A 25,266-nucleotide genomic window follows, 5' to 3' on the forward strand; every position below is an offset into this window, starting at 1 on the left:
CTTTGTGGGAGCGGGCTTGTCCCGCGAACACCGGCAAAGCCGGTGCCAGGCACCGCCTGTTCCATTCGCGGAACAAGCCTGCCCCCACAAGTGGCTTACCTGCCGTCTTTGTTCTCTGCACAATCTCCCACAACTGCGTCGTGATCGCTTAGAACGTGCCTTGCAAGGTCACCATGAAATTGCGTGGCTCACCATAGAAATTGCCCCACGCCGGCGCACCGATGGTGGCGTAGTACTTCTTGTCGAACAGGTTGTTGCCGTTTAGCGCGACTGTCCAGTTCGGGTCGATGCGGTACTGCACGCGGCCGTTCCATACGGTGTAGCCTGCCTGCTCGACGCGGGTAGTGCCGGTGGTGCGGAAGTTCTCGCTCTGGCTGTTCAGGCCGGCGCCGACGGTGAAGCGCTCCAGTGCACCGCCCAGCTGGTAGTCACCCCATACCTTGAGCATGTGCCGCGGGATGAAGCTGGAGGTGAAGGTCAGCTCGGTGGGGTCGCTGTCTTCGATGGTATTCAGGTACTTGGTCTGGGTGTAGGTGTAACCCGCCAGCAGCTGCAGCCGCTCGATTGGCGAGCCGCTGATCTCGGCCTCGAAACCCTGGGCACGGACCTTGCCGCTGTCGGTGTAGCAATACCCGTCGCCTGACGGGCAGGCTTCGTTGTAGTCGGTTTCCGCACGGTGTTTCTCGACCGTACGGAACAGGTTGAACGAAGTGTTCAATGCGCCATCAAGCAGTTCGCCCTTGATGCCAATCTCGTAGTTTGCACCGGTCTTGGGCTGAAGCGACTGCCGCTCGGCGTTCACCTTGTCGCTCTGCGGCTGGAAGATGTCGGCGTAGCTGGCGTAGGCGGTCCACTGCTCGTTCAGGTCGTACAGCACGGCGGCGAACGGCGTGACCTGACCGTTTTCCTGGCTGCGGTTGTTCACCCAGTAATCGTAGAGCTGGGTATAGGAGTCGCTCTTGTTGCGGTACCAGCTGACCCGTGCGCCCAGCACCAGGGTCAGCGGCTCTGCCAGCTTCAGCCGCAGGTTGGCGTAAGTGCCATATTGGGTGGTGGTGGAATCGGTTGGCACGCTGCCACCGCGGCTCGGGTTGACCAGATAATCGCCTTTGGACGGGTGTGGGAAGTTCGAGGTTGGGTTGAATGGGTCCTGCTTGGCGTTCAGCAGCATCAACGCGAAGTAATCATGGGTTTTCTGCCGGCTGGCGTTGGCGCCGATGATCAGCTCGTGCTGCAAGCCGAACGCCTCGAACTTGCCATCGACATAGCTATCGAAGCCGTAGTCGTCCTGGTCGTAGTCGAAGCGGCCGGCGCGCACGTTCATGCTGGCGGTGCTGGCGCCGACCGGCACCGTACCTTCGGAGTAGGCGTATTCGATGTCCTGGGTGTTGTGGGTGTAGATCGAGGCGAAGTTCAGCGTCCAGTCATCATTGAAGCGGTGCTTGAGGTCGGCAAAACCGGTAATACGCTGGCTTTGCAGGTCGTTCCAGCTGGCCCCCAGGCAGGTAGAGCGCGACAGCTTCAGGTCACTGCCATTGGCGTAGCGTGGCAGGCCGGAATAGCACGGTGTGGCATCGACATCCTCGTAGGCCAGGCCAAAGCCCAGGGTGGTGTCGGCGGTGACGTCCCAGTCGATGGCACCGTACAGTATCTGGTCCTGGCGCTTGGCCGTGTCATAGAAGTACTGGCGGTCCTGCAGCGAGGCCACGGCGCGCCCGCGCACGGTGCCCGACTCGTTCAGCGGGCCGCCTACATCTACTTGGCCGCGGTAGTTGTCCCAGCTGCCGGCAGACAGGGTGACGGTGGTGGTGGCCTTTTCCTGGCCACGCTTGCGTACGAAGTTGACGCCGCCGGCGGAGGAGCCGGAGCCCTTCATCATGCCCGCCGCGCCCTTGAGGATTTCGACGCGGTCGTAGAACGCCATGTCGCTGGAAAAGCTGTTGGCCTGCACGTAGTTGCCGCCCACGTCCAGCGGCACGCCGTCATACTGGTACTGGCCGTCCAGGTTGAAACCACGGGAGTAGAAGTACTTGCCGCCCATGGGCGAGTCGTACACGGTGATGCCCGGGGTCTTGTCCAGCACCTGTTCCAGCGTATTGAGGTTCTGGTCGTCGAGCATCTTGCGGGTCATCACGGTGACCGACTGCGGGGTTTCCTTCAGCGTGTGCACGCCTTTGCCGATGGTTACTGCACGTGCCGTGTACGATTGGGTGCCCTCGCTGGTGGCGTCCAGCCGGTTGGCATCGATGTTCAGTGGGCCCAGTTCCATGGCCGCGCCGTTGTTGGCAGGCATCAGCACGTAGCCGCCATTGCCCTGGCGTTGTGCCTGCAAGCCGCTATTGGCCAACAGCCGCACCAGCCCTTCCTCGATGCTGTAGCTGCCTTCCAGGCCGGCGCTGCTCAAGTGGCGGGTCTGTGCGGTGTCGAACGAAATGGTCACGCCCGCCTGCACGCCGAACTGGGTGATGGCATTGCCCAGCGGGCCAGCGGCGACGTGGTAGGCGGTCTGGCTTTGGGCCATGGCCTGGGCAGGCATCAGCAGCAGGCCCGGCGCGCTGGCCAGGGACATGCCGAACAGCACCAGGCGCACGGCCTGGCTCAGCTTGGTTGCAGGGGTAGGGTGCAGGTGAGGCATTTCGTGATCCTTCCGAGTCATGGCAGAAAGTCGCTGTCGTCGCGGCTTGTGTCAGGGACGGACGAGAATCGAAATCAGCAAGATTGCGGCGAAAGTTTTTTCGCAATTGCTCAGGCGGGTTCCACACTCACCCAATAGCGGCTGAGGTAGCGCAGCTTCACGGGCAGTGTTTTTGGCAGGTTGGCCAAGGCGATATCGGTGTCGTCGATGCGGAATGCGCCGGATATGCTCATGGCCTGGATCGACGAGGCGCAGCGCAACACCCCTGGCCGATAACGCCCCAGCTCTTCGAGGAAGTCGCCCAGGCGCCAGTCGTTCACACTCAACATGCCATGCCGCCAGGCAGTCGAGTCGACGGGCAGGGCGTGCGGGGTGGCGAAGTCATTCTGGTCAAAACTCACCTGCTGCCCGGCTTGCAGTTGCAGCCTCCGCTCAACGTGGCGCTGCGGGCGAACCTCGACACTGGCCTGCAGTATCCCGACGCGCGTCTTGTGCGCGAGTTTGCGGATGCTGAACTCGGTGCTGCGGGCAAGGATACTGCCGTCCTCGGTGTGCACGATGAACGGACGGTGCTGCACCTCGCTGACAGGCCTGACCAGTATTTCTCCCTGGTACAGCTGAATCGCCCGCACCTTCGTGTCATAGCGTACATCCAGCGCGGTACCCACGTTCAGCTCCAGCTGCGAGCCGTCCGCCAGCGCTAGGGTGCGTCGCTCACCCGTGCCGGTGCGTTGCTGTGCCAGCAAGGCGCGATAGGGCACCTGTTCGGCTGCCAGCCAGCTGCCGCCACCCATGGCAACCAGCAGGCCCAGCACTTTCAGCACATCGCGGCGCTGCGCCTGCGCAGCGCCAAGGCTGGACAATGCTGCTTGCGCGGGCACCATGGCCCATTGCTGCTGCAGCTTCTCCACCCGCGCCCAGGCGGCAGCGTGGTGCGGGCTGGCCTGCAGCCATTGCCGCCACGCCTGGGTGCGGGTCTCGTCGCAGGCGCCATCGTTGAGCTGCACATACCAGGTAGCAGCGGCTTCGAGTGTCTTGAGATCCATCGCGTTCAGCCTTCAACTACCAGCAGACAGCGGGTCATCGCCTTGATCAGGTGGTTCTTCACGGTGGTAACCGACACGCCGAAACGCTCAGCCGCAGCACCGTAGGTCAGGCCTTCAAGTTGAACGGCAAGGAAAATGGCGCGGGTCTTGGCGCCGAGTTCGTCGAGCAGGCTGTCCACGGCCACCAGCATTTCTATGATGGACAAGCGCACCTCCGGCGAGACGTCAACCGGCTCCGGGCGCAGGGCCAGGGCTTGGAGGTAGGCTTTTTCGATGGAGCGACGGCGGGCTTTGTCGATCAGCAGCGCGCGGGCTATAGCGCTGAGGTAGCTGCGCGGCTCGCGGATCGGCAACGGATTACGCGCGGTCATTACCCGCAAGAACGTGTCGTGCGCCAGGTCGGAAGCATCGGCGGCGTTGCCCAGGCGGGCGCGCAGCCAGCCCTTCAGCCAGCTGTTGTTTTCGCTGTACAGCTGGTGCAGGGCCTGGGGATCGAGCGTCGACATGCGTCAAGACCGCAATATTAATGGGAATTGATCGCATTGTCGTAGTAGGGCGGGCTGATTGCAAGGATCGTGTGCATGCACACAGCCTTGTGGGAGTGGGCGTGCCCGCGAAACAGGCAACACGTTGGATGGCACCGGCTCTGCCGGTGTTCGCGGGCATGCCCGCTCCCACAGAGGTTGCGCCAGCTTCTGGATCCTGAGCAAGGCAGTTGCTCACACAAAGGCAGGACGCACACATTGAAAACGTTGTTAGAACCCGGCCTCCAGGCTCAGCAGCTCCTGCACCGTCTGCCGCCGGCGAATCATCCGCAGCGCCCCGTCCTCGATCAGAAACTCCGGCAGTAACGGCCGGCTGTTGTAGTTCGACGACATCGATGCACCGTAGGCGCCGGCATCATGGATCACCAGCAGGTCGCCCACCTGTGCCTGGGGCAGGTCCTGCGGGGTCAGTTCCTGGTCATCCTGGGTGAACACGTCACCCGATTCGCACAATGGCCCGGCCACAACAGTCGGCTGCCGTGGGCGGTCCACCGGCTGGCCGTTGGCGTCGAGCAGGGTCATGCCGTGATAGGCGCCGTACATCGCCGGGCGCATCAGGTCATTGAAGCCGGCGTCGATCATGACGAAGGTATTGCGGCCCACTTGCTTGACGGCACGCACTTCTGCTACCAGGTAGCCCGACTCGGCCACCAGGAAGCGCCCAGGCTCAATCTCCATGCGCACGGGGTGACCCAGCATGGCTTCGATTTCCTTGCGCGCCACCGCCCAGGTCTGGGCGTAGCGCTGCAGGTCGACCGGCTTGTCGGTGCTGCGGTAAGGGGTGGACAGCCCGCCACCGATGGAGAACGCCTCGATGTCCACGCCCAGGCGGCCGATCAGCTCGATCATCGAGCGAGCCACCTGTTCCAGGTGCTGGTAGTCCACCCCGGAACCAATGTGCATGTGCACGCCTACCAGGTGCAGGCCATGGGCCTTGATGCACGCCAGCGCCTCGTCCAGTTCCTCGTGCCAGATGCCGTGCTTGCTGTTTTCGCCGCCGGTGTTGGTCTTGCGGCTGTGGCCATGGCCGAAGCCCGGGTTGATGCGGACCCACACGCGGTGGCCGGGCGAGCGTTCACCCAGTTGGCGCAGCATGTCGATGGAGCCGGCGTTGACTTCGATCTTTTCTGCTACTACCCGCTCCAGGGTTGGCCGGTCCAGCGCGTCGCACGTCAGCACCACGCCCGCAGGGTCACCGTGCACGCTCGCGCCCGCGGCGAAGGCACGCTCCATCTCGCCCAGTGACACGGCGTCCAGCATCAGGCCGTGGGCGCGCATCAGGCGCAGTACGTGCAGGTTGGGGTTGGCTTTCTGGGCGAAACGCACGGTGTCGAACACGTTCAGTTGCTCGACACGCTCAGCGATGGTGCTAGCGTCGTACGCCCACAGCGGCGAGCCGTGCTGGCGAACCGCCTCGGCCAGGAGGGTGAAGGGTGCGGTCATGGTGGCGCAACTCATATAAGGAAGGCCACAAGGATGAGCCAAAGCGGGAATTCATAAAAATAGCTATTTTTCCGTCAGTCATTCATATCTGATATACCCATCGTCTACTCATCGGGTATTGCCGTGAAACTGTCCGTGCGCCACATCGAAGTGTTCCGCGCCATCATGGCCGCCGGCAGTGTTACCGGTGCGGCGCGCCTGCTGTTCACCTCGCAGCCCACCGTTAGCCGCGAACTGGCGCGGCTGGAGCAGGTGACTGGCCTGAACCTGTTCGAACGCGAGGGAGGGCGCCTGGTGGCGACCGCCCAGGCGCTGCTGTTGATCGAAGAAGTCGAGCGGGCCTACGTCGGGCTGGAGCGGATCGATCGCTTTGCCCAGGCCATCCGCAATTTCGAGCAGGGGCGGCTGGCCATCACCTGCCTGCCGTTGTTTTCACAGACCTTGCTGCCCAAGGCCTGCCAGCGCTTCCACCAGCAGCACCGCGGCGTGAGCGTGAGCATCCTGGCGCAGGAATCGCCGTTGCTGGAGGAGTCACTGGTCGCCCAGCAGCATGACCTTGGCCTGACCGAGGTGGAGCAGATACCGCGCGGCGCTTATGGCGAATTGCTGTTCAGCGCCAACATGGTGTGCGTGCTGCCCGAGCATCACCCGTTGCAGGCCAAGGCCGAGTTGGAGCTGAGCGATTTTCACGAGGTCGATTTCATCAACCTGGCCAGCCTGGACACCTACCGCCAGCGCCTGGACCAGCACTTTCGTGCGGCGGGGGTGAACCGCCGCACGGTGATCGAGACCACCAGTGCCGCCTCGGTGTGCGCCATGGTCAGGCAAGGCCTAGGGGTGGCGATCATCAACCCGCTGAGCGGGCTGGAGGCGGCACAGGGCGGGTTGCCGATCCGCAGGTTGCGGGTGTCGGTGCCGTACCAGGTGATGCTGATACGCCCCGACCACCGGCCGGCATCGGCAGCGGTGGAGCCGTTTTGCGAGGCGCTGCGGGTGCAGGCTAAAGCAATGCAGGCAGCATTGCGCTAGCGCCTGGCTCTCCCAAGGGGTTTTGTGCTGCCTGTACCGGCCTCATCGCCGGCAAGCCAGCTCCCACAGGTGCTGCACATGGCTTGAGGCAGAGGTGGTCGGGGTGGGCGCTGGCTTGCCGGCGATGAGGCCAGTACAGGCAACAACGGTCGGTCCTATGTGCAATCTGCGGTTCAGAGTTCGCAGACGAAGGTCCCGGTCCCGGTCAGGATGTTTTCCAGGGTTTGCTTCACTTCGTCCATGTCACTCAGGTCGCTGGTGAGGTGGATCTCCAGCACCTCGTCCCCCTTCAGCGCATCCTGGTCGCCGGCCGCCACTTCGATCAGCAGGCGCTTGGCACTCAGCGTCACCTTCAGCCCATCGAGCGTCGACGGCTCGTCATCCAGGGTCAGGTCGACGGTGTCTTCGTCCGGGTAGCGGGTAAGCAGGAACATCTGACCCTTGTCGCTGTGGCAGCACAGGGTCGCCATGTTGTCTTCCTCGTCATCGCAAGGGGTGGCGAACAGCAGGGCGGTGTTGATTTGCATGAGCAGGCTCGGATCAAAGGAAACGGAAGGGAATTCTGACAGTCTTGCGTACAGGCATAAACGTAAAGTTACCGCCCCTTGACCGAAATTGTCGCAGCGCTGCAAGCGTTGATGACCGATCAGTCGTTAAGCTTCGCCGAGCCCTGAGCGTGCCTGTGCACGTTCGACGCCTGGTTTTACCGTCCGCCTTGCCACGGGTTGGCTATCGTTGATCCGTACACGGCGCACGCAGCGACGCTTCAATTATTACAAAGCCCAAGCGGAGTACCACAGATGGCGTTCTTCACCGCAGCCAGCAAAGCCGACTTCCAGCATCAACTGCAAGCGGCCCTGGCGCAGCACATCAGCGAACAGTCCCTGCCACAAGTGGCGCTGTTCGCCGAGCAGTTCTTCGGCATCATCTCTCTGGACGAACTCACCCAACGCAGGCTTTCCGACCTGGCCGGCTGCACCCTGTCAGCCTGGCGCATCATCGAGCGTTTCGACCCCGATTACCCGCAAGTGCGGGTGTATAACCCTGATTACGAACGCAACGGCTGGCAATCGACCCATACCGTGGTCGAAGTGCTGCACCACGACCTGCCGTTCCTGGTCGACTCGGTGCGCACCGAGCTCAACCGCCGCGGCTACAGCATCCATACCCTGCAAACCACCGTGCTCAGCGTGCGCCGTGGCGCCAAGGGCGAGCTGCTGGAGCTGCTGCCCAAGGGCACACAGGGCGAGGGCGTGCGTCATGAGTCGCTGATGTACCTGGAGATCGACCGTTGCGCCAATGCCGCCGAATTGACCGTGCTGACCCGCGAGATCGAGCAGGTGCTGGCCGAGGTACGGGTGGCCGTGGCCGACTTCGAACCGATGAAGGCCAAGCTGCGTGAAGTGGTGGCGCAGGTGGAGCAGACCGCCTTTGGTCCTGCACAGAACGAGAAGGGCGAGGTCAAAGCCTTCCTCGAGTGGCTGCTGGACAACCATTTCACCTTCCTGGGCTATGAAGAATTCACCGTCAAGCGTGACGCCGACGGCGGCCAGATGGTCTACGACGAGCAGTCGTTCCTCGGCCTGCCGCGCCGCCTGCGCGTGGGGCTGACGGCCGAAGAGCTGCGCATCGAAGACTACGCCGTGGCCTACCTCAACGAACCACTGTTGCTGTCGTTCGCCAAGGCCGCACTGCCCAGCCGCGTACACCGCCCGGCCTACCCGGACTACGTGTCGATCCGCCAGCTGGACGCCGACGGCAAAGTCATCAAGGAACACCGCTTCATGGGCCTGTACACCTCTTCGGTGTATGGCGAAAGCGTGCATGCCATTCCGTACATCCGTGTGAAGGTGGCTGAAGTCGAGCGCCGTTCGGGCTTCGACGCCAAGGCCCACCTGGGCAAGGAACTGGCCCAGGTGCTGGAAGTGCTGCCGCGCGACGACCTGTTCCAGACGCCGATCGACGAGCTGTTCACCACCGTCATGGCGATCGTGCAGATCCAGGAGCGCAACAAGATCCGCGTGTTCCTGCGCAAGGACCCTTACGGCCGCTTCTGCTACTGCCTGGCCTACGTCCCGCGGGAAATCTACTCCACCGAAGTGCGGCAGAAGATCCAGCAGGTGCTGATGGAGCGCCTGAAGGCCAGCGACTGCGAATTCTGGACCTTCTTCTCCGAGTCGGTGCTGGCACGCGTGCAGCTGATTTTGCGGGTAGACCCGAAAAACCGCATCGACATCGACCCGCAGCAGCTGGAACGCGAAGTGATCCAGGCTTGCCGCTCGTGGCAAGACGACTACTCGACCCTGGTGGTCGAGAACTTTGGTGAAGCCCAAGGCACCAACATCCTGGCCGATTTCCCCAAGGGCTTCCCGGCCGGGTACCGTGAGCGCTTCGCCGCGCACTCGGCGGTGGTCGACCTGCAGCACGTGCTGAACCTGTCGGAAAGCAAGCCGCTGGCGATGAGCTTCTACCAGCCGCTGACCCAGGTGGGCGAGCGCATCCTGCACTGCAAGCTGTACCACGCCGATACGCCCCTGGCGCTGTCCGATGTGCTGCCGATCCTGGAAAACCTCGGCCTGCGTGTGCTCGGCGAGTTTCCGTACCGCCTGCGCCATGCCAATGGCCGCGAGTACTGGATCCACGACTTCGCCTTCACCTACAGCGAAGGCCTGAGCCTGGATATCCAGCAGCTCAATGACACCCTGCAGGACGCTTTCATCCACATCGTGGGCGGCGATGCCGAGAACGATGCCTTCAACCGGTTGGTGCTCACCGCCGGCCTGCCATGGCGTGACGTAGCGCTGTTGCGCGCCTACGCCCGTTACATGAAGCAGATTCGTCTGGGCTTTGACCTGGGCTACATCGCCAGCACCCTGAACAACCACACCGACATTGCCCGCGAGCTGACCCGGTTGTTCAAGACCCGCTTCTACCTGGCACGCAAGCTCACCCAGGACGACCTGGACGACAAGCAACTGCGCCTGGAGCAAGCGATCCTGACCGCGCTGGACGACGTGCAGGTGCTCAATGAAGACCGCATCCTGCGCCGCTACCTGGACCTGATCAAGGCTACCCTGCGCACCAACTTCTACCAGCCGGACACCAACGGCCAGAACAAGTCGTACTTCAGCTTCAAGTTCAACCCCAAGCTGATCCCCGAACTGCCCAAACCAGTGCCCAAGTTCGAAATCTTCGTCTATTCGCCGCGGGTAGAGGGCGTGCACCTGCGCTTTGGCAACGTCGCCCGTGGCGGCCTGCGCTGGTCTGACCGTGAGGAAGACTTCCGTACCGAGGTGCTGGGCCTGGTGAAAGCCCAGCAGGTGAAGAACTCGGTCATCGTACCGGTCGGCGCCAAGGGTGGCTTCCTGCCGCGTCGCCTGCCGCTGGGGGGGAGCCGTGACGAGATCGCCGCGGAAGGCGTGGCGTGCTATCGCATCTTCATTTCCGGCCTGCTCGACATCACCGACAACCTCAAGGACGGCGGCGTGGTGCCTCCGGCCAACGTGGTGCGCCACGACGATGACGACCCGTACCTGGTGGTGGCGGCCGACAAGGGCACGGCGACTTTCTCCGACATCGCCAACGGCATTGCCATCGACTACGGCTTCTGGCTGGGCGATGCGTTCGCCTCGGGCGGCTCCGCCGGTTACGACCACAAGAAGATGGGTATTACCGCGCGCGGCGCCTGGGTTGGTGTGCAACGCCACTTCCGCGAGCGCGGCATCAACGTGCAGGAAGACCCGATCACCGTGATTGGCGTGGGCGACATGGCCGGCGACGTGTTCGGCAACGGCCTGCTGATGTCCGACAAGCTGCAACTGGTGGCGGCGTTCAACCACCTGCACATCTTCATTGACCCGAACCCGGAGCCTGCGTCCAGCTTTGCCGAGCGCAAGCGCCTGTTCGACCTGCCGCGTTCGGCCTGGAGCGATTACGACACCAGCATCATGTCCGAAGGCGGCGGGATTTTCCCGCGCAGTGCCAAGAGCATCGCCATCAGCCCGCAGATGAAAGAGCGCTTCGCCATCGAAGCCGACCGCCTGACCCCGACCGAGCTGCTCAACGCGTTGCTCAAGGCACCGGTCGACCTGTTGTGGAACGGCGGCATTGGTACTTACGTGAAGGCCAGCACCGAAAGCCACGCCGATGTTGGCGACAAGGCCAACGACGCGCTGCGGGTCAATGGCAACGAACTGCGCTGCAAAGTGGTGGGTGAGGGCGGCAACCTGGGCATGACCCAGCTCGGCCGGGTCGAGTTCGGCCTGAACGGCGGCGCCACCAACACCGACTTCATCGATAACGCCGGCGGCGTGGACTGCTCCGACCACGAGGTCAACATCAAGATCCTGCTCAACGAAGTGGTGCAGGGTGGCGACATGACCGAGAAGCAGCGCAACCAGCTGCTCGGCAGCATGACCGACGAAGTGGGCGCCCTGGTGCTGGGCAACAACTACAAGCAGACCCAGGCGCTATCGCTGGCGGCCCGTCGTGCCCGCGAGCGGATTGCCGAGTACAAGCGCCTGATGGCCGACCTGGAAGCCCGTGGCAAGCTGGACCGCGCCATCGAGTTCCTGCCGTCCGAAGAGCAGTTGGCCGAACGCCTGGCGGCCGGCCAGGGCCTGACCCGCGCCGAGCTGTCGGTGCTGATTTCGTACAGCAAGATCGACCTCAAGGAACAGCTGCTTAAGTCGCTGGTGCCAGACGACGACTACCTGACCCGCGACATGGAAACCGCCTTCCCGCCGTCGCTGGTCAGCAAGTTCGCCGACTCCATGCGCCGCCACCGCCTGAAGCGTGAAATCGTCAGCACCCAGATCGCCAACGACCTGGTCAACAACATGGGTATCACCTTCGTCCAGCGCCTGAAGGAGTCGACCGGCATGAGCCCGGCGAACGTGGCCGGGGCCTATGTGATCGTGCGCGACATCTTCCACCTGCCGCACTGGTTCCGCCAGATCGAGGCACTGGATTACCAGGTGCCGGCAGAAGTCCAGCTGACCCTGATGGACGAACTGATGCGCCTGGGCCGCCGTGCCACGCGCTGGTTCCTGCGCAGCCGCCGTAACGAGCAGGACGCTGGGCGTGATACCGCACACTTCGGGCCGAAAGTCGCGCAACTGGGGCTCAAGCTCGATGAACTGCTCGAAGGCCCGACCCGCGAACGCTGGATGGTTCGCTATCAAGGCTTTGTCGACGCCGGTGTGCCAGAGTTGCTGGCGCGCATGGTGGCGGGTACCAGCCACCTCTACACCTTGCTGCCGATCATTGAAGCAGCCGACGTCACGGGCCACGACCCGGCGCAGGTGGCCAAGGCGTTCTTTGCCGTGGGGAGTGCTTTGGACCTGACCTGGTACCTGCAGGAAATCAGTAACTTGCCGGTTGAGAACAACTGGCAGGCGCTGGCCCGCGAAGCCTTCCGCGACGATATCGACCTGCAGCAGCGGGCGATCACCATCTCGGTCTTGCAAATGGCCGATGCGCCGGATGACATGGACGCCCGTGTGGCATTGTGGGCTGAACAGCACCGGGTCATGGTGGAGCGCTGGCGCGCCATGCTGGACGACCTGCGCAACGCCACCGGTACCGACTATGCGATGTACGCGGTGGCCAACCGCGAGCTGGTCGACCTGGCCATGAGCGGGCAGGCGGCGGTGGTACCGTCCTGAGCCTTGTGGTGCGGTAAAACAAAGCCCCGGCAGTGATGCCGGGGCTTTTCTTTTGTCTGTACCGGCCTCTTCGCGGGGCAAGCCCCCTCCCATAGGTGCCCCACTGCCTTCAAGTTCAGTGCAGCAGCTGTGGGAGCGGGCTTGCCCCGCGAAGAGGCCGGTAGAGGCTTACTTGAACCGCCGCTCCACCCCTTTTTCCACCAGGATCTTGGCGGAAATCTCTTCCACTGAAAAATGCGTGGAATTGATGTTGGGAATGTTCTCCCGGCGGAACAGGCTCTCTACCTCGCGCACTTCGAACTCGCACTGGGCAAAGCTGGAATAGCGGCTGTTGGGCTTGCGTTCGTGACGGATGGCGGTGAGGCGGTCGGGGTCGATGGTCAGGCCGAACAGCTTGCTGTGGTGCTTTTTTAGCACCGCTGGCAGTTGCAGGCGCTCCATGTCGTCTTCGGTCAGCGGGTAGTTGGCCGCGCGGATGCCGAATTGCATCGCCATATACAGGCAGGTAGGGGTTTTGCCGCAGCGGGACACACCCACCAGAATCAGGTCGGCCTTGTCGTAGTAATGGGTGCGCGCGCCGTCGTCGTTATCCAAGGCGAAATTCACCGCCTCGATGCGTTCCATGTAGTTGGAGTTGCCGCCAATCGAGTGCGATTTGCCCACGGAATACGACGAATGGGCGGTCAATTCCTGTTCAAGGGGGGATAAAAACGAAGAAAAGATGTCGATCATGAAGCCGTTCGAGGTCGCCAGGATCTCACGGATGTCCTGGTTGACGATCGTGTCGAAGATGATCGGGCGTACCCCGTCACGTTCGGCCGCCGCGTTGATTTGCTGGACCATGGTGCGTGCTTTGTCGGGCGAATCGATGTACGGACGGGTGAATTTGTTGAACGGAATGCTCTCGAATTGCGCCAGCAAACTCTGGCCCAGGGTTTCGGCAGTGATACCGGTGCCGTCGGAGATGAAGAACGCGGTTCGTTTCATTTGCGATCTGGGCCTTAAGCTGATGACGTTTCTTGGATATGATAAGTTCGGTTTGCCGAATGCGGCTGTCGGCATTCTCACTTATTTTCCAGGTACAGGCCACAAACGCCCGGCCAAGTCACCGAAGACAGGCGGGCGCCTCTTTGAGCTTTTCCAACACAGTTAGTGGAGAGATCACCTTGGTAGAGTACGTAGTTTCCCTCGATAAGCTCGGCGTCCATGATGTAGAGCATGTGGGGGGCAAGAACGCATCCCTGGGCGAGATGATCAGCAACCTTGCCGGTGCTGGTGTATCGGTGCCGGGCGGCTTTGCCACTACGGCGCAGGCGTACCGCGATTTTCTCGAACAGAGTGGTCTGAACGACAAGATTCATGCGGCGCTCGATGCGCTTGACGTGGATGACATCAACGCCCTGACCAAGACCGGCGCGCAGATCCGCCAATGGGTCATGGAAGCCGAATTCCCGGCACGTCTGGATTCGGAAATCCGAACCGCCTTCGCCGAAATGGCTGCCGGCAACGACAACATGGCGGTTGCCGTGCGTTCCTCGGCCACTGCCGAAGACCTGCCGGATGCTTCGTTCGCCGGCCAGCAGGAAACCTTCCTCAACATCCGCGGCGTTGATAACGTGATCCGCGCGGCCAAGGAAGTGTTCGCTTCGCTGTTCAACGACCGCGCCATTGCCTACCGCGTGCACCAGGGCTTCGACCACAAGCTGGTCGCCCTGTCTGCCGGCGTGCAGCGCATGGTCCGCTCCGAAACCGGCACCGCCGGTGTCATGTTCACCCTCGACACCGAGTCGGGTTTCCGCGACGTAGTGTTCATCACTGGCGCCTATGGCCTGGGCGAAACCGTGGTGCAGGGCGCGGTCAACCCTGACGAATTCTACGTGCACAAGAACACCTTGCAGGCTGGCCGCCCGGCCATTCTGCGTCGCAACCTGGGCAGCAAGGCGATCAAGATGGTCTATGGCGAAGAAGCCAAGGCCGGCCGTTCGGTCAAGACCGTCGAAGTCGACCGTGCCGAGCGCGCGCGCTTCTGCCTGACCGATGCCGAGGTCAGCGAGCTGGCCAAGCAGGCCATGATCATCGAGCAGCACTACCAGCGCCCGATGGACATCGAGTGGGCCAAAGACGGTGACGACGGCAAGCTGTACATCGTGCAGGCACGCCCGGAAACAGTGAAAAGCCGTTCCAGCGCCAATGTCATGGAACGCTACCTGTTGAAAGAAAAGGGCACCGTGCTGGTCGAAGGCCGCGCCATCGGCCAGCGCATCGGCGCCGGCAAGGTTCGTGTGATCAACGACGTATCGGAAATGGACAAGGTCCAGCCGGGCGACGTGCTGGTTTCCGACATGACCGACCCGGACTGGGAACCGGTGATGAAGCGCGCCAGTGCCATCGTTACCAACCGCGGCGGCCGCACCTGCCACGCGGCGATCATCGCCCGTGAACTGGGTATTCCAGCCGTAGTCGGTTGCGGCAACGCCACCCAGGTGCTCAAAGACGGCCAGGGTGTGACGGTGTCCTGCGCCGAAGGCGACACCGGCTTCATCTTCGAAGGCGGGCTGGGCTTCGACATCAAGCAGAACTCGGTCGATGCCATGCCGGAGCTGCCGTTCAAGATCATGATGAACGTCGGCAACCCGGACCGTGCGTTCGACTTTGCCCAGTTGCCCAACGCCGGTGTCGGCCTGGCGCGTCTGGAGTTCATCATCAACCGCATGATCGGCGTGCACCCCAAGGCGCTGCTCAATTATGCGGGCCTGCCGCCGGAGCTCAAGGAAAGCGTCGACAAACGCATTGCCGGCTACAACGACCCGGTCGGCTTCTACGTCGAGAAACTGGTCGAAGGCATCAGCACCTTGGCTGCAGCGTTCTACCCGAAAAAGGTCATCGTGCGCCTGTCGGACTTCAAGTCCAACGAGTACGCCAACCTGATCGGAGGCAAGCTGTACGAGCCAGAAGAAGAAAACCCGATGCTGGGCTTCCGCGGTGCTTCGCGTTACATCAGCGAATCGTTCCGTGACTGCTTCGAGCTCGAGTGCCGTGCGCTGAAGCGTGTACGCAACGAGATGGGCCTGACCAACGTCGAGATCATGGTGCCGTTCGTGCGGACCCTGGGCGAAGCCAGCCAGGTCGTCGACCTGCTCGCCGAAAACGGCCTGGCCCGCGGTGACAACGGCCTGCGCGTGATCATGATGTGCGAACTGCCGTCCAACGCCATTCTGGCTGAAGAGTTCCTTGAGTACTTCGACGGCTTCTCGATCGGCTCCAACGACCTGACCCAGCTGACCCTGGGCCTGGACCGGGACTCGGGCATCATTGCCCACCTGTTCGACGAGCGTAACCCTGCGGTGAAGAAGCTGCTGGCCAACGCCATTGCCGCGTGCAACAAGGCCGGCAAGTACATCGGCATTTGCGGTCAGGGCCCATCGGACCACCCGGACCTGGCCAAGTGGCTGATGGAGCAGGGCATCGAAAGCGTGTCGCTGAACCCGGACTCGGTGCTCGAGACCTGGTTCTTCCTGGCCGAAGGCCAGGGCGCGGCCTGACGCAGTAAAACGCGGGGGGACGTCTGGCGTGCCCCCGCCTGGTTTTTTCCAGGGCGTGTTCCAGTAATGGTTCCCGCCCTTTTTTGTGCACCAAGCAACCTTATGCAAAGCAGCAGCACTCTATTTCCCGTGGCCCTGCTCAGTGCCGAGCGGCGCGGCGACCTCAGCGAAGACGTGTACCGGATCAAGGCTGGCAACGGCCCCGACCCTAGCGTCGAGCTTGCCCTCACCCGTCTGGGGCTTGCCGATCAGGGGCAGGCCTTTGGCGTGCCGGTCATTCTCCTGCACGGCAGTTTTTCCAATCGGCGTTTCTGGTATTCGCCCAAAGGGGTTGGCCTGGGCGCCTATCTCGCCCGTGCCGGTTTCGATGTGTGGATCCCGGAAATGCGCGGCCATGGCCTGTCGCCGCGTAACCGCGCCTGGCAGCACAACACTGTTGCCGCCTATGCCCGTGATGACCTGCCACTGATTGCTGCGTTCGTGCGCGAGCAGTCGGGCCAGGCGCCGCACTGGGTAGGCCACTCCCTCGGCGGCACGACCCTGGCGGCAGCCTTGGGCGGTGGTTTTCTGGCTGCCGGGCAGGTGGCCAGCGTGGCACTGTTCGGTACCCAGATCAGCCGCGTCTATTGGCCGCTGAAAGTGCCACCGCTGGCCTGGGGCGCGAAGCTGTTGCTCAAGCGCTGGGGGCAGATCTCCGGGCCGCGCTTCAAGCGTGGGCCGGAGGATGAGCCGATCGGTCTGGCGCTGGAGAGCATGCGCTGGCACGGCCTGTTCGGGCGCTTTGGCGACAAGCAGAGCGACTGGTGGGCGGGGCTGGCAGAGGTGGATGTGCCGCTGCTGGCGGTGGCTGGCGCGGGGGACTTCCAAGACCCGGTGTGGGCCTGCCGCAAGCTGTTCGAGCAACTGGGGGGTGAGCGCAAGCAGTTCCTGCGGCTTGGGCGTGAGGAAGGCTTCGACGCCTTCGGGCATGTCGACATGCTGGTGAGCAAGGCTGCGCAGGTGCAGGTGTGGCCGCTGGTGGAACGCTGGTTGCGTAACCCGCTGTTGCCGGTGCACGAGTCCATTGTGGCTGTAGAGCCTTTGCCAGCCAGCTGACCTTGTTTTGTCTGTACCGGCCTCTTCGCGGGTGAACCCGCTCCCACTGGGATTACACAGCACTGAAGTCTTGTGATATCCCTGTGGGAGCGGGTTCACCCGCGAAGAGGCCCGCACAGCTGAAGATGACCGTTTGGTCCTTGGTGACTACGACAGCCTCCAAGGTGTAGCCTTGGCCGATACCCGCTTTCGTTGTGACTGACAGGAGCCTCCCCATGCAGCATTACGTAACGCCCGACCTGTGTGACGCCTACCCGGACCTGGTGCAGGTGCTGGAACCGATGTTCAGCAATTTTGGCGGCCGTGATTCGTTCGGCGGCCAGATCGTGACCATCAAGTGCTTCGAAGACAACTCGCTGGTCAAGGAGCAGGTCGAACTCGACGGCAAGGGCAAGGTGCTGGTGGTCGATGGCGGTGGCTCGCTGCGCCGTGCGCTGCTTGGCGACATGCTTGCCGACAAGGCCGCCAAGAACGGTTGGGAAGGCCTGGTGATCTATGGCTGCGTGCGTGACGTAGACGTATTGATCCAGACCGATGTCGGCGTACAGGCCCTGGCCAGCCACCCGATGAAAACCGACAAGCGCGGCATCGGCGACCTCAACGTGGTGGTGACTTTCGCCGGGGTAACCTTCCGCCCGGGCGAATATGTGTATGCCGACAACAATGGCGTGCTGGTCTCGCCAAGCCCGCTGAAGATGCCGGAGTGATGCGCCGCACGCGCTGATGGAGCTTTGATGTTCGAGGAAGACAACGCGCAGTGGGGGCTGGTCCATGCCCTGGTGCTCGATGGTAAAGGCAGCGCCCGCCCGATTGCCCGTACCGAACTGGACGACTTGCAGCTGCAACCTGAGCAGAGCCTGTGGTTGCACTGGGATCGCAGCCATCCACAAACCCGCACCTGGCTGCTGCATGACAGCGGCCTGAGCGAGTTTGCCTGCGAGCTGCTGCTGGAAGAAAACACCCGGCCGCGCCTGCTGCCCATGGCTGACGAACAGCTGTTGCTGTTTTTGCGCGGGGTTAACCTCAACCCGGGCGCAGAACCCGAAGACATGGTCTCGGTGCGTATCTTCGCCCAGGCGCAGCGGGTCATATCGTTGCGCTTGCGCCCATTGCGCGCCAGTGACGAGATTCTTCAGTTGCTGGAGCAGGGCAGGGGGCCGAAGTCGGCTTCCGAACTGCTGCTGCTGATGGGCGAGCTGCTGACCGAAAAGGTCCAGGGCCTGGTCAGCGACCTCTCCGAACTGGTCGACCTGGAAGAAGAAAAGGTCGAAGCCGACGAACGGTACACCCCGGAGAACGGCAGCCTGCAGCAGATCCGCCGTCGTGCAGCGGGCCTGAGGCGTTTTTTGGCGCCGCAGCGGGAAATCTATGCCCAGCTGTCGCGCAGCAAATGGGGCTGGTTTGCCGATGCCGATGCCGATTACTGGAACGAGCTGAACAACAGCCTGATCCGCTACCTCGAAGAGCTTGAGCTGACCCGCGAGCGCGCTGCGCTGGTGCTGGAGAGCGAAGATCGCCGGCGCAGCGAGCGGATGAACCGCACCATGTACCGCTTTGGCATCATCACTTGCATCTTCCTGCCCATGAGCTTCATCACCGGGTTGCTGGGCATCAATGTCGGCGGCATCCCGGGGGCGGAAAACCCCTATGGCTTCCTGTTCGCCTGCCTCGTCGTGCTGGGGCTGGCGGTGGGGCAGTGGTGGATGTTCCGGCGGTTGCGATGGGTCTAGGTGTTCATTTTGAAACATTCGTGCCAATCGGATGTGTGACCCATTGCCCGGCCATCTCGTCTCTTGCTGACACTGCGCGAGGTGCACATGCACGATCCGTTTGAAGAATCCCTGCGTGACCTGCTCAAGGCGTCACCCTCCGGCAATGACCGGGATGACCTGGACGACGCTGCTTGCCTGGGTCGCGTGCTTAAAACTGCCAACCGTCAGGTTGGCGCGGGTGATCTGTTCAGCCTGCTTGGCCGCTGGAGCCAGGCGCTGCTGATTGCCGTCAATAATGGCTCGGCGCATGTCGCGCCGGTGCGTCGACACTCTTCCCGCAACGCTGCCAGCGGCAGCAAAGCAGATAAGGCCGATTGAATATGGAACTCGATCTCTGGACCCAGAGCCTGGTCACCGCGATGACCGCCCTTTGGACCAAGGTAGCGAACTTCATCCCCAACCTGTTCGGCGCGCTGGTCGTGGTGCTGCTCGGTTTCGTGGTGGCCAAGCTGCTCGACACGCTGCTGTCCAAGCTGCTGGCCAAGCTTGGCCTGGACCGCCTGATGGCCGGCACCGGCCTGACCAAGATGCTCGGCCGGGTCGGCATCCAGGTACCGATCTCTACCTTGATCGGCAAGATTGTCTACTGGTTCGTGCTGCTCATCTTCCTCGTCTCGGCCGCTGAATCGCTAGGCCTGGAGCGGGTTTCGGCCACCCTGGACATGCTCGCCCTGTATTTGCCGAAAGTATTCGGCGCGGCCTTGGTGTTGCTGGTCGGCGTGCTGCTGGCACAGGTGGCCAACGGCCTGGTGCGCGGCGCCGCCGAAGGCATCGGCCTGGAGTACTCGGCGGGCCTTGGGCGTATCACCCAGGGCTTGGTGATCATCATCAGCATCTCGGTGGCCATCAGCCAGCTGGAGGTGAAAACCGACCTGCTGAACCACGTGATCGTCATCGGGCTGATTACCGTTGGTCTGGCGGTAGCCTTGGCCATGGGCCTTGGCAGCCGTGAAATTGCCGGGCAGATTCTGGCCGGAATTTACGTGCGCGAGCTGTACCAGGTCGGCCAGCAGGTGCGAATTGGAGAGGTCGAAGGGCATATTGAAGAAATCGGCACGGTCAAGACTACGTTGCTGACCGATGATGGCGAACTGGTGTCGCTGTCCAATCGAGAGTTGCTCGAGCAGCGCGTCAATAGTCGCTAACCGCACAAAAGCTGTTAATGTATGCCGCCGCGAAATTCGACCCACGGGGTCGCGCGGCGACATTGACCTGACTGTCGGCCAGATCCGTTTTGAATAAAGTTCATTCGCCGCCCATGCGTTATGACCCCCGCGAGCTCACCGACGAAGAGTTGGTGGCGCGTTCGCATGAGGAGCTGTACCACGTTACCCGCGCCTATGAGGAGCTCATGCGGCGCTATCAGCGAACCCTGTTCAACGTCTGTGCGCGTTATTTGGGGAACGACCGTGACGCGGACGATGTCTGTCAGGAAGTGATGCTCAAGGTGCTGTACGGGCTGAAGAACTTCGAGGGCAAATCCAAGTTCAAGACCTGGCTCTACAGCATCACCTACAACGAGTGCATTACCCAGTACCGCAAGGAGCGCCGTAAACGCCGGCTGATGGATGCCTTGAGCCTGGACCCTGTTGAAGAGGCGTCCGAAGACAAGGCACCGAAACCGGAAGAAAAAGGCGGGCTGGACAAGTGGCTGGTGCATGTGAACCCGATTGACCGGGAGATTTTGGTGCTGCGTTTTGTCGCAGAGCTGGAATTTCAGGAAATTGCAGACATCATGCACATGGGCCTGAGCGCGACGAAAATGCGTTACAAGCGCGCGCTAGACAAGCTTCGTGAGAAATTTGCCGGCCTGGATGAAACTTAGTGGCGTGCAAATATCTCTAACGAACCGGCGAGTTCTGCTAGACTTGCCGTCGAGTTGTCCCCCTTGTTTGTGGTGGGACTGCTTAACTATCACCAGATGGGGATTTAACGGATGAAATTGAAAAACACCTTGGGCTTGGCCATTGGTTCGCTCGTAGCCGCTACCTCGATTGGCGCTATGGCACAAGGCACAGGCGCTGTGGAAGTCGAAGGCTTCTACAAGAAAGAGTTCTTCGACAGCCAGCGTGACTTCAAGAACGACGGCAACCTGTTCGGCGGCTCGATCGGTTACTTCCTGACCGACGACGTTGAACTGCGCCTGGGTTACGACGAAGTTCACAACGCTCGTGGCGAAGACGGCAAGAACATCAAGGGCTCGAACACCGCCCTGGACGCCGTTTACCACTTCAACAACCCGTATGACGCAATCCGTCCGTACGTTTCCGCTGGTTTCTCGCACCAGTCGCTGGGCCAGACCGGCCGTGGCGGTCGTGACCACTCCACCTTCGCCAACGTTGGCGCTGGTGCCAAGTGGTACATCACCGACATGTTCTATGCCCGTGCCGGCGTAGAAGCTCAGTACAACATCGACCAGGGCGACACCGAGTGGGCCCCAAGCGTTGGTGTTGGCCTGAACTTCGGCGGTAGCCCGAAGCAAGCCGAAGTCGCTCCAGCTCCAGTAGCTGAAGTGTGCTCCGACTCCGACAACGACGGCGTTTGCGACAACGTCGACAAGTGCCCAGACACCCCGGCCAACGTTACCGTTGACGCCGACGGCTGCCCGGCTGTTGCCGAAGTCGTTCGTGTTGAGCTGGACGTCAAGTTCGACTTCGACAAGTCGGTCGTCAAGCCAAACAGCTACGGCGACATCAAGAACCTGGCTGACTTCATGAAGCAGTACCCACAAACCACCACCGTGGTTGAAGGTCACACTGACTCCGTGGGTCCAGACGCTTACAACCAGAAGCTGTCCGAGCGTCGTGCCAACGCTGTCAAGCAAGTCCTGACCCAGCAGTACGGCGTAGAATCCAACCGTGTTGACTCGGTTGGCTACGGCGAAACCCGTCCGGTTGCTGACAACGCCACCGAAGAAGGCCGTGCTATCAACCGTCGCGTTGAAGCTCAGGTAGAAGCTCAGTCCAAGTAATTGGCCTGATGCTTCATGAAAAACCCGGCCTCGGCCGGGTTTTTCTTTGCCTGGGTTTTAACCGGCCTCACAGCCTGCTCCTGCAGTGAAGGGTATTCAGCCCGCGATTGAAACCAGCTCCAGAGCCTGCTGTTCCCCGACCACTTCCCCAATCACCAGAATCGCCGGGCTACGCAAGCCAAACCCACGCGCATCTTCAACCATGCCTCGCACATCGCTCCTGCACTCCCGCTGCTGCGGCATCGAGGCATTCTCGATCATCACCACTGCGGCTTGTTGCAGGGCGCGTACCGCCTTGAGGGTGAGCAGTTCAGGGTCGCCAGGGCCGGCACCCACCAGCCAGACTTTTGCACTCATCAGGTATTCCTCATCGGCAGGGTCCGCTCAGCCTTTTAGCAGGCTGAACAGCAAAATCAGGTTGAACAGCAGGGACAGCAAGGCCAGGGTGCGCCATACCTTCAGCGGCTCACGCTCCAGCAGTGGCCGTGGCCGGGTGGGCAGCTCCTGGCGGTCGCCGCGTTCAAGCAGCAGCAACCAGTGTTCGGCCGTTTCGAAGCGTTGCGCCGGGTCGGCGGCCACAGCCTGTTGCAGGTTGTGCTGCAGCCATTCCGGCAGGTCGGGGCGGTAGCGCGCGGCGTTGACTGGCTGGCCGAAGCGCGGGCGCTGGAAGGCTTCCACCTCGCCATACGGGTAGTGACCGGTCAGCAGGCGGTACAGCGTCACGCCCACGGCATACAGGTCTTGGCGCGGGCTGGGCGGTTGGCCGTCAAACGCTTCCGGGGCGAGGTACGAGGGTGTGCCGGGCACGTCGTGCAGCGGGTCTTCGGACAGGCCTGGGCAGTAGGCCAGGCCGAAGTCCAGCAGGCGCAGCTGGCCATCGCTGCCCAAGTGCAGGTTGTCTGGCTTGATATCGCGGTGCAGCAGGTTGCGCCGGTGCAGCACGCCGACCGCCTGCAGCAGTTGCCGGGCCATTTCCAGCCACTGTGGCAAGGGCAGCGGGCCGTGTTCGGCCAGCAGCGTTGCAAGGGTCTGGCCGGGGTATTCGCGCATCACGTAGTACAGGTGCTGGCGCTGGCTGGCGGCATGCAGTTCGGGGAAATGTCGGCCAGCGACCCTGCGCAGGAACCACTCCTCCAGTAATAGTCCTTGCGCCGCTTTTGGCTCCTGCTCGCGTGCGGCAGGCAGGGTTTTTAGCAGCCACGCTTGACCTTGGCCGTCGCGCACCCGGTAGACCAGGGACTGGCGGCTGTGTGACAGCAGCTGTTCGGTGAGCCAGCCATCGATCACCTGGCCTTCGCGCAGCGGGCCGGGTACCGACCCCTGCTGCAGCTGTGCCAGGGTGTCGCCGAGGTTGGCCGTGCCCAGTTGCTCGACCTGCACCAGCAAGGCACTGGCGTTGTCCTGGCTGCCATTGAGGTGCGCACTGGTAACCAGCGTGTCGACGGCCAGTTGCAGGTCGGGCTGCTCACGCAACACCGCCTGTATATGCTGGTCGCCCAGGCTGGCCCAGACGCCGTCGCTGACCAGCAAGAAGCATTCACCCGCCTGCAGCTCGCCCTCCAGATAATCCACCAGCAGGTGTTGATCCAGGCCCAGCGCGCGTTTCAGCACATGCTGCATGCCCGGCTGGTCCCACACGTGGTCTTCGCTCAGGCACTGCAGGTGCCCGGCGTGCCAGCGGTACACACGGCAGTCGCCAACATGGGCCAGGGTGAAGCGCCGGCCCCGCAGCACCAGTGCGCTGAGGGTGGTCAACAATGGCTGACCGCTGCCTTGGGCACGCAGCCAGCGGTTCTGTGCCAGCAGCAGGCGGTCGAGGGCCTGGGCCACGCTCCAGGTGGCGGGGGTGGCGTAGTAGTCCAGGGCCAGCGCTTGCAAGCTGGCGCGTGCTGCCAGGCCACCATCGGCGCATTGGCTGACGCCGTCGGCAAGGGCGAACAGGTAGCCCTTGCTGGCGGCCAGCTCTGGCGCCGGGGTAACCAGGCGCAGGGCGTCCTGGTTTTCCTCGCGCGGCCCGGTGGCGCTGGCCTGGGCGAAACTCAGTTGCAGGCTCATCGAGGTGCCTCAGACCCGCGCCGCAGTGACTGCAGCCGAGCCCCAGGTGGTGCGCCAGCGCTGTTTCACGCCGTGCAGGCCGAACCAGGCCAGCAGGCCGAGGCTGGCGAACAGCCACAGCCCCACCTGGTAATCGCCGGTGTGCTGTTTGATGGTGCCAAGCCCGGCGGCCAGCAGGAAGCCACCGATGCCCCCGGCCATGCCGATCAGCCCGGTCATTACGCCGATTTCGTGACGGAAGCGCTGCGGTACCAGCTGGAATACCGCGCCGTTGCCCGCGCCCAGGCCGAGCATGGCGCTGATGAACAGCGCCAGGGCGGCGGCGGCAGACGGCAGGTTGAAACCGACTGCGGCTATGCAGATGGCTGCAACGCTGTACATGCCCAGCAAGGTGCGGATACCGCCGAAGCGGTCGGCCAGGGCACCGCCGAGAGGGCGCATCAGGCTGCCGGCGAACACGCAGGCCGCGGTGTAGTAGCCAGCGGTGACCGGGCTCAAACCGTACTGGTCGCTGAAGTAGCCAGGCAGGGCACTGGCCAGGCCGATGAAGCCGCCGAAGGTGACACTGTAGAAGAACATGAACCACCAGCTGTCACGGTCGCCGAGGGCCTTGAGGTAGTCAGCCATGGCCTTTGGTTTTGGGCGCTGCGGGGCGTTGCGCGCCAGCAGGGCGAACACCACCAGCGCCAGTGTCAAAGGAATCAGCGCAAAGCCAAACACATTGTTCCAGCCAAAACCCGCGGCCAGCGCCGGCGCCAGCAGGGCGGCGAACACTGTGCCGGAGTTGCCGGCGCCGGCAATGCCCATGGCCTTGCCCTGATGCTGCGGCGGGTACCACTGCGACGCCAGCGGCAGCGATACGGCGAACGAAGCGCCGGCAAAGCCGAGGAACATGCCCAGCAGCAGCACCTGTTCATAGCTGTGTACGCCGAAGTGCCAGGCCACCGCCAGCGCGACGATCACCACCACCTGGCCGATCACGCCGGCGGTCTTGGGCGACAGGCGGTCGACCAGTACGCCCATGGCAAAGCGCAGTACTGCCCCGGCCAGGATCGGCATGGCCACCATCAGGCCCCGTTGTTGTGCGCTCAGTTGCAGGTCACCGGCAATCTGCACCGCCAGCGGGCCCAGCAGGTACCAGACCATGAAGCTCAGGTCGAAGTACAGAAACGCAGCGAACAGCGTGGGCACATGCCCGGATTTCCAGAAGCTGGTACTCATCGAACACCTCACTTGGCAATGCAGCGGAACGAAAAAGACGCCGCCACCCGCTCCACGAAGGTGGAGGGGAGAGCGACGTCTTTGTCGGGATTTAAGTGGGGCAACCGCCGTTGGCTACCGGTGCAAATACATCAGCAAGAGCCGGGCCAATTCGGAATGTCGAGCAGCGCGGACTTTGTGGGAGCGGCCTTGTGTCGCGATAGGGCTGCGCAGCAGCCCTATGATTTCAGCTTCGCCACTGAGATT

General features: G+C 62.6%; 18 protein-coding genes and 2 pseudogenes. 10 read left to right on the forward strand and 10 right to left on the reverse strand.

Annotation, left to right across the window (positions count from 1 at the left end; all coding sequences use genetic code 11):
* Positions 1–148 precede the first annotated feature (148 nt).
* The 4 genes from AC07XM_RS08160 to lysA form a co-directional block, all read right to left on the reverse strand.
* Positions 149–2,635: a TonB-dependent siderophore receptor gene (locus AC07XM_RS08160; RefSeq protein ID WP_023048215.1), complete on the reverse strand. Its 2,487-nt coding sequence runs from the start codon at positions 2,633–2,635 to the stop codon at positions 149–151.
* Positions 2,636–2,745: 110 nt separating this feature from the next.
* On the reverse strand, positions 2,746–3,681 hold the full coding sequence (locus tag AC07XM_RS08165) for a FecR domain-containing protein (protein WP_102689359.1): 936 nt from the start codon (positions 3,679–3,681) through the stop codon (positions 2,746–2,748).
* 5 nt (positions 3,682–3,686) lie between these two features.
* A complete protein-coding gene (locus AC07XM_RS08170; protein ID WP_016485582.1) occupies positions 3,687–4,187 on the reverse strand; it encodes a sigma-70 family RNA polymerase sigma factor in 501 nt (166 codons plus the stop codon).
* 249 nt (positions 4,188–4,436) lie between these two features.
* Complete coding sequence (gene lysA, locus AC07XM_RS08175) at positions 4,437–5,669, reverse strand: diaminopimelate decarboxylase (RefSeq protein ID WP_102689360.1); 1,233 nt, start codon at positions 5,667–5,669, stop codon at positions 4,437–4,439.
* Positions 5,670–5,792: 123 nt separating this feature from the next.
* Here lysA and AC07XM_RS08180 point away from each other — a divergent pair, with 123 nt between their 5' ends.
* The gene (locus AC07XM_RS08180) at positions 5,793–6,698 is read left to right on the forward strand and encodes a LysR family transcriptional regulator (RefSeq protein ID WP_070086965.1); all 906 of its coding nucleotides are present in this window, start codon (positions 5,793–5,795) and stop codon (positions 6,696–6,698) included.
* Positions 6,699–6,871: 173 nt separating this feature from the next.
* Here AC07XM_RS08180 and AC07XM_RS08185 read toward each other — a convergent pair whose 3' ends face one another.
* On the reverse strand, positions 6,872–7,225 hold the full coding sequence (locus AC07XM_RS08185) for a hypothetical protein (protein ID WP_102689361.1): 354 nt from the start codon (positions 7,223–7,225) through the stop codon (positions 6,872–6,874).
* A 273-nt stretch (positions 7,226–7,498) separates the two neighbouring features.
* On the opposite strand from AC07XM_RS08185, the gene AC07XM_RS08190 reads away from it, so the two are divergent.
* On the forward strand, positions 7,499–12,364 hold the full coding sequence (locus tag AC07XM_RS08190) for an NAD-glutamate dehydrogenase (RefSeq protein WP_102689362.1): 4,866 nt from the start codon (positions 7,499–7,501) through the stop codon (positions 12,362–12,364).
* A 168-nt stretch (positions 12,365–12,532) separates the two neighbouring features.
* Here AC07XM_RS08190 and ppsR read toward each other — a convergent pair whose 3' ends face one another.
* Entirely contained in the window at positions 12,533–13,351 is an 819-nt protein-coding gene (ppsR, locus tag AC07XM_RS08195; RefSeq protein WP_016485587.1) for a posphoenolpyruvate synthetase regulatory kinase/phosphorylase PpsR, read from the reverse strand.
* A 179-nt stretch (positions 13,352–13,530) separates the two neighbouring features.
* Between ppsR and ppsA the strand changes: the two genes are divergently transcribed.
* The 8 genes from ppsA to AC07XM_RS08235 all read left to right on the forward strand — a co-directional run bounded on the left by ppsA (position 13,531) and on the right by AC07XM_RS08235 (position 21,744).
* Positions 13,531–15,906, forward strand: a complete 2,376-nt coding sequence (ppsA, locus tag AC07XM_RS08200) for a phosphoenolpyruvate synthase (protein WP_102689363.1) — start codon at positions 13,531–13,533, stop codon at positions 15,904–15,906.
* 102 nt (positions 15,907–16,008) lie between these two features.
* Positions 16,009–17,001, forward strand: coding sequence for an alpha/beta fold hydrolase (locus AC07XM_RS08205; RefSeq protein WP_256596942.1), 993 nt, complete (start codon positions 16,009–16,011; stop codon positions 16,999–17,001).
* 215 nt (positions 17,002–17,216) lie between these two features.
* The gene (gene rraA, locus AC07XM_RS08210; RefSeq protein ID WP_016485590.1) at positions 17,217–17,708 is read left to right on the forward strand and encodes a ribonuclease E activity regulator RraA; all 492 of its coding nucleotides are present in this window, start codon (positions 17,217–17,219) and stop codon (positions 17,706–17,708) included.
* A gap of 27 nt (positions 17,709–17,735) precedes the next feature.
* Positions 17,736–18,731, forward strand: coding sequence for a zinc transporter ZntB (locus AC07XM_RS08215; protein WP_016485591.1), 996 nt, complete (start codon positions 17,736–17,738; stop codon positions 18,729–18,731).
* Positions 18,732–18,818: 87 nt separating this feature from the next.
* Positions 18,819–19,091: a hypothetical protein gene (locus AC07XM_RS08220; RefSeq protein ID WP_024717346.1), complete on the forward strand. Its 273-nt coding sequence runs from the start codon at positions 18,819–18,821 to the stop codon at positions 19,089–19,091.
* Positions 19,092–19,093: 2 nt separating this feature from the next.
* Positions 19,094–19,918 (forward strand): mechanosensitive ion channel family protein, encoded by an 825-nt coding sequence (locus tag AC07XM_RS08225; protein WP_016485593.1) that lies wholly within the window; start codon positions 19,094–19,096, stop codon positions 19,916–19,918.
* A 113-nt stretch (positions 19,919–20,031) separates the two neighbouring features.
* Positions 20,032–20,598: an RNA polymerase sigma factor SigX gene (sigX, locus tag AC07XM_RS08230; protein ID WP_003248665.1), complete on the forward strand. Its 567-nt coding sequence runs from the start codon at positions 20,032–20,034 to the stop codon at positions 20,596–20,598.
* Between the two features lie 111 nt (positions 20,599–20,709).
* A complete protein-coding gene (locus AC07XM_RS08235; protein WP_016485594.1) occupies positions 20,710–21,744 on the forward strand; it encodes an OmpA family protein in 1,035 nt (344 codons plus the stop codon).
* A gap of 96 nt (positions 21,745–21,840) precedes the next feature.
* Here the strand turns inward: AC07XM_RS08235 and AC07XM_RS08240 are convergent.
* The 4 genes and pseudogenes from AC07XM_RS08240 to AC07XM_RS08255 all read right to left on the reverse strand — a co-directional run.
* A pseudogene (locus tag AC07XM_RS08240) lies at positions 21,841–22,011 on the reverse strand (uroporphyrinogen-III C-methyltransferase); the annotation flags it as partial.
* Positions 21,999–22,101 (reverse strand): annotated as a pseudogene (locus tag AC07XM_RS08245) (SAM-dependent methyltransferase); the annotation flags it as partial. The pseudogenes AC07XM_RS08240 and AC07XM_RS08245, both read right to left, overlap by 13 nt.
* 27 nt (positions 22,102–22,128) lie before the next feature.
* Positions 22,129–23,799, reverse strand: a complete 1,671-nt coding sequence (locus AC07XM_RS08250) for a bifunctional protein-serine/threonine kinase/phosphatase (RefSeq protein WP_016485596.1) — start codon at positions 23,797–23,799, stop codon at positions 22,129–22,131.
* Positions 23,800–23,808: 9 nt separating this feature from the next.
* Positions 23,809–25,020, reverse strand: coding sequence for a nitrate/nitrite transporter (locus AC07XM_RS08255; RefSeq protein WP_016485597.1), 1,212 nt, complete (start codon positions 25,018–25,020; stop codon positions 23,809–23,811).
* Positions 25,021–25,266: the final 246 nt, after the last annotated feature.

Source organism: Pseudomonas sp. GW460-LB5 (genome assembly GCF_059423245.1).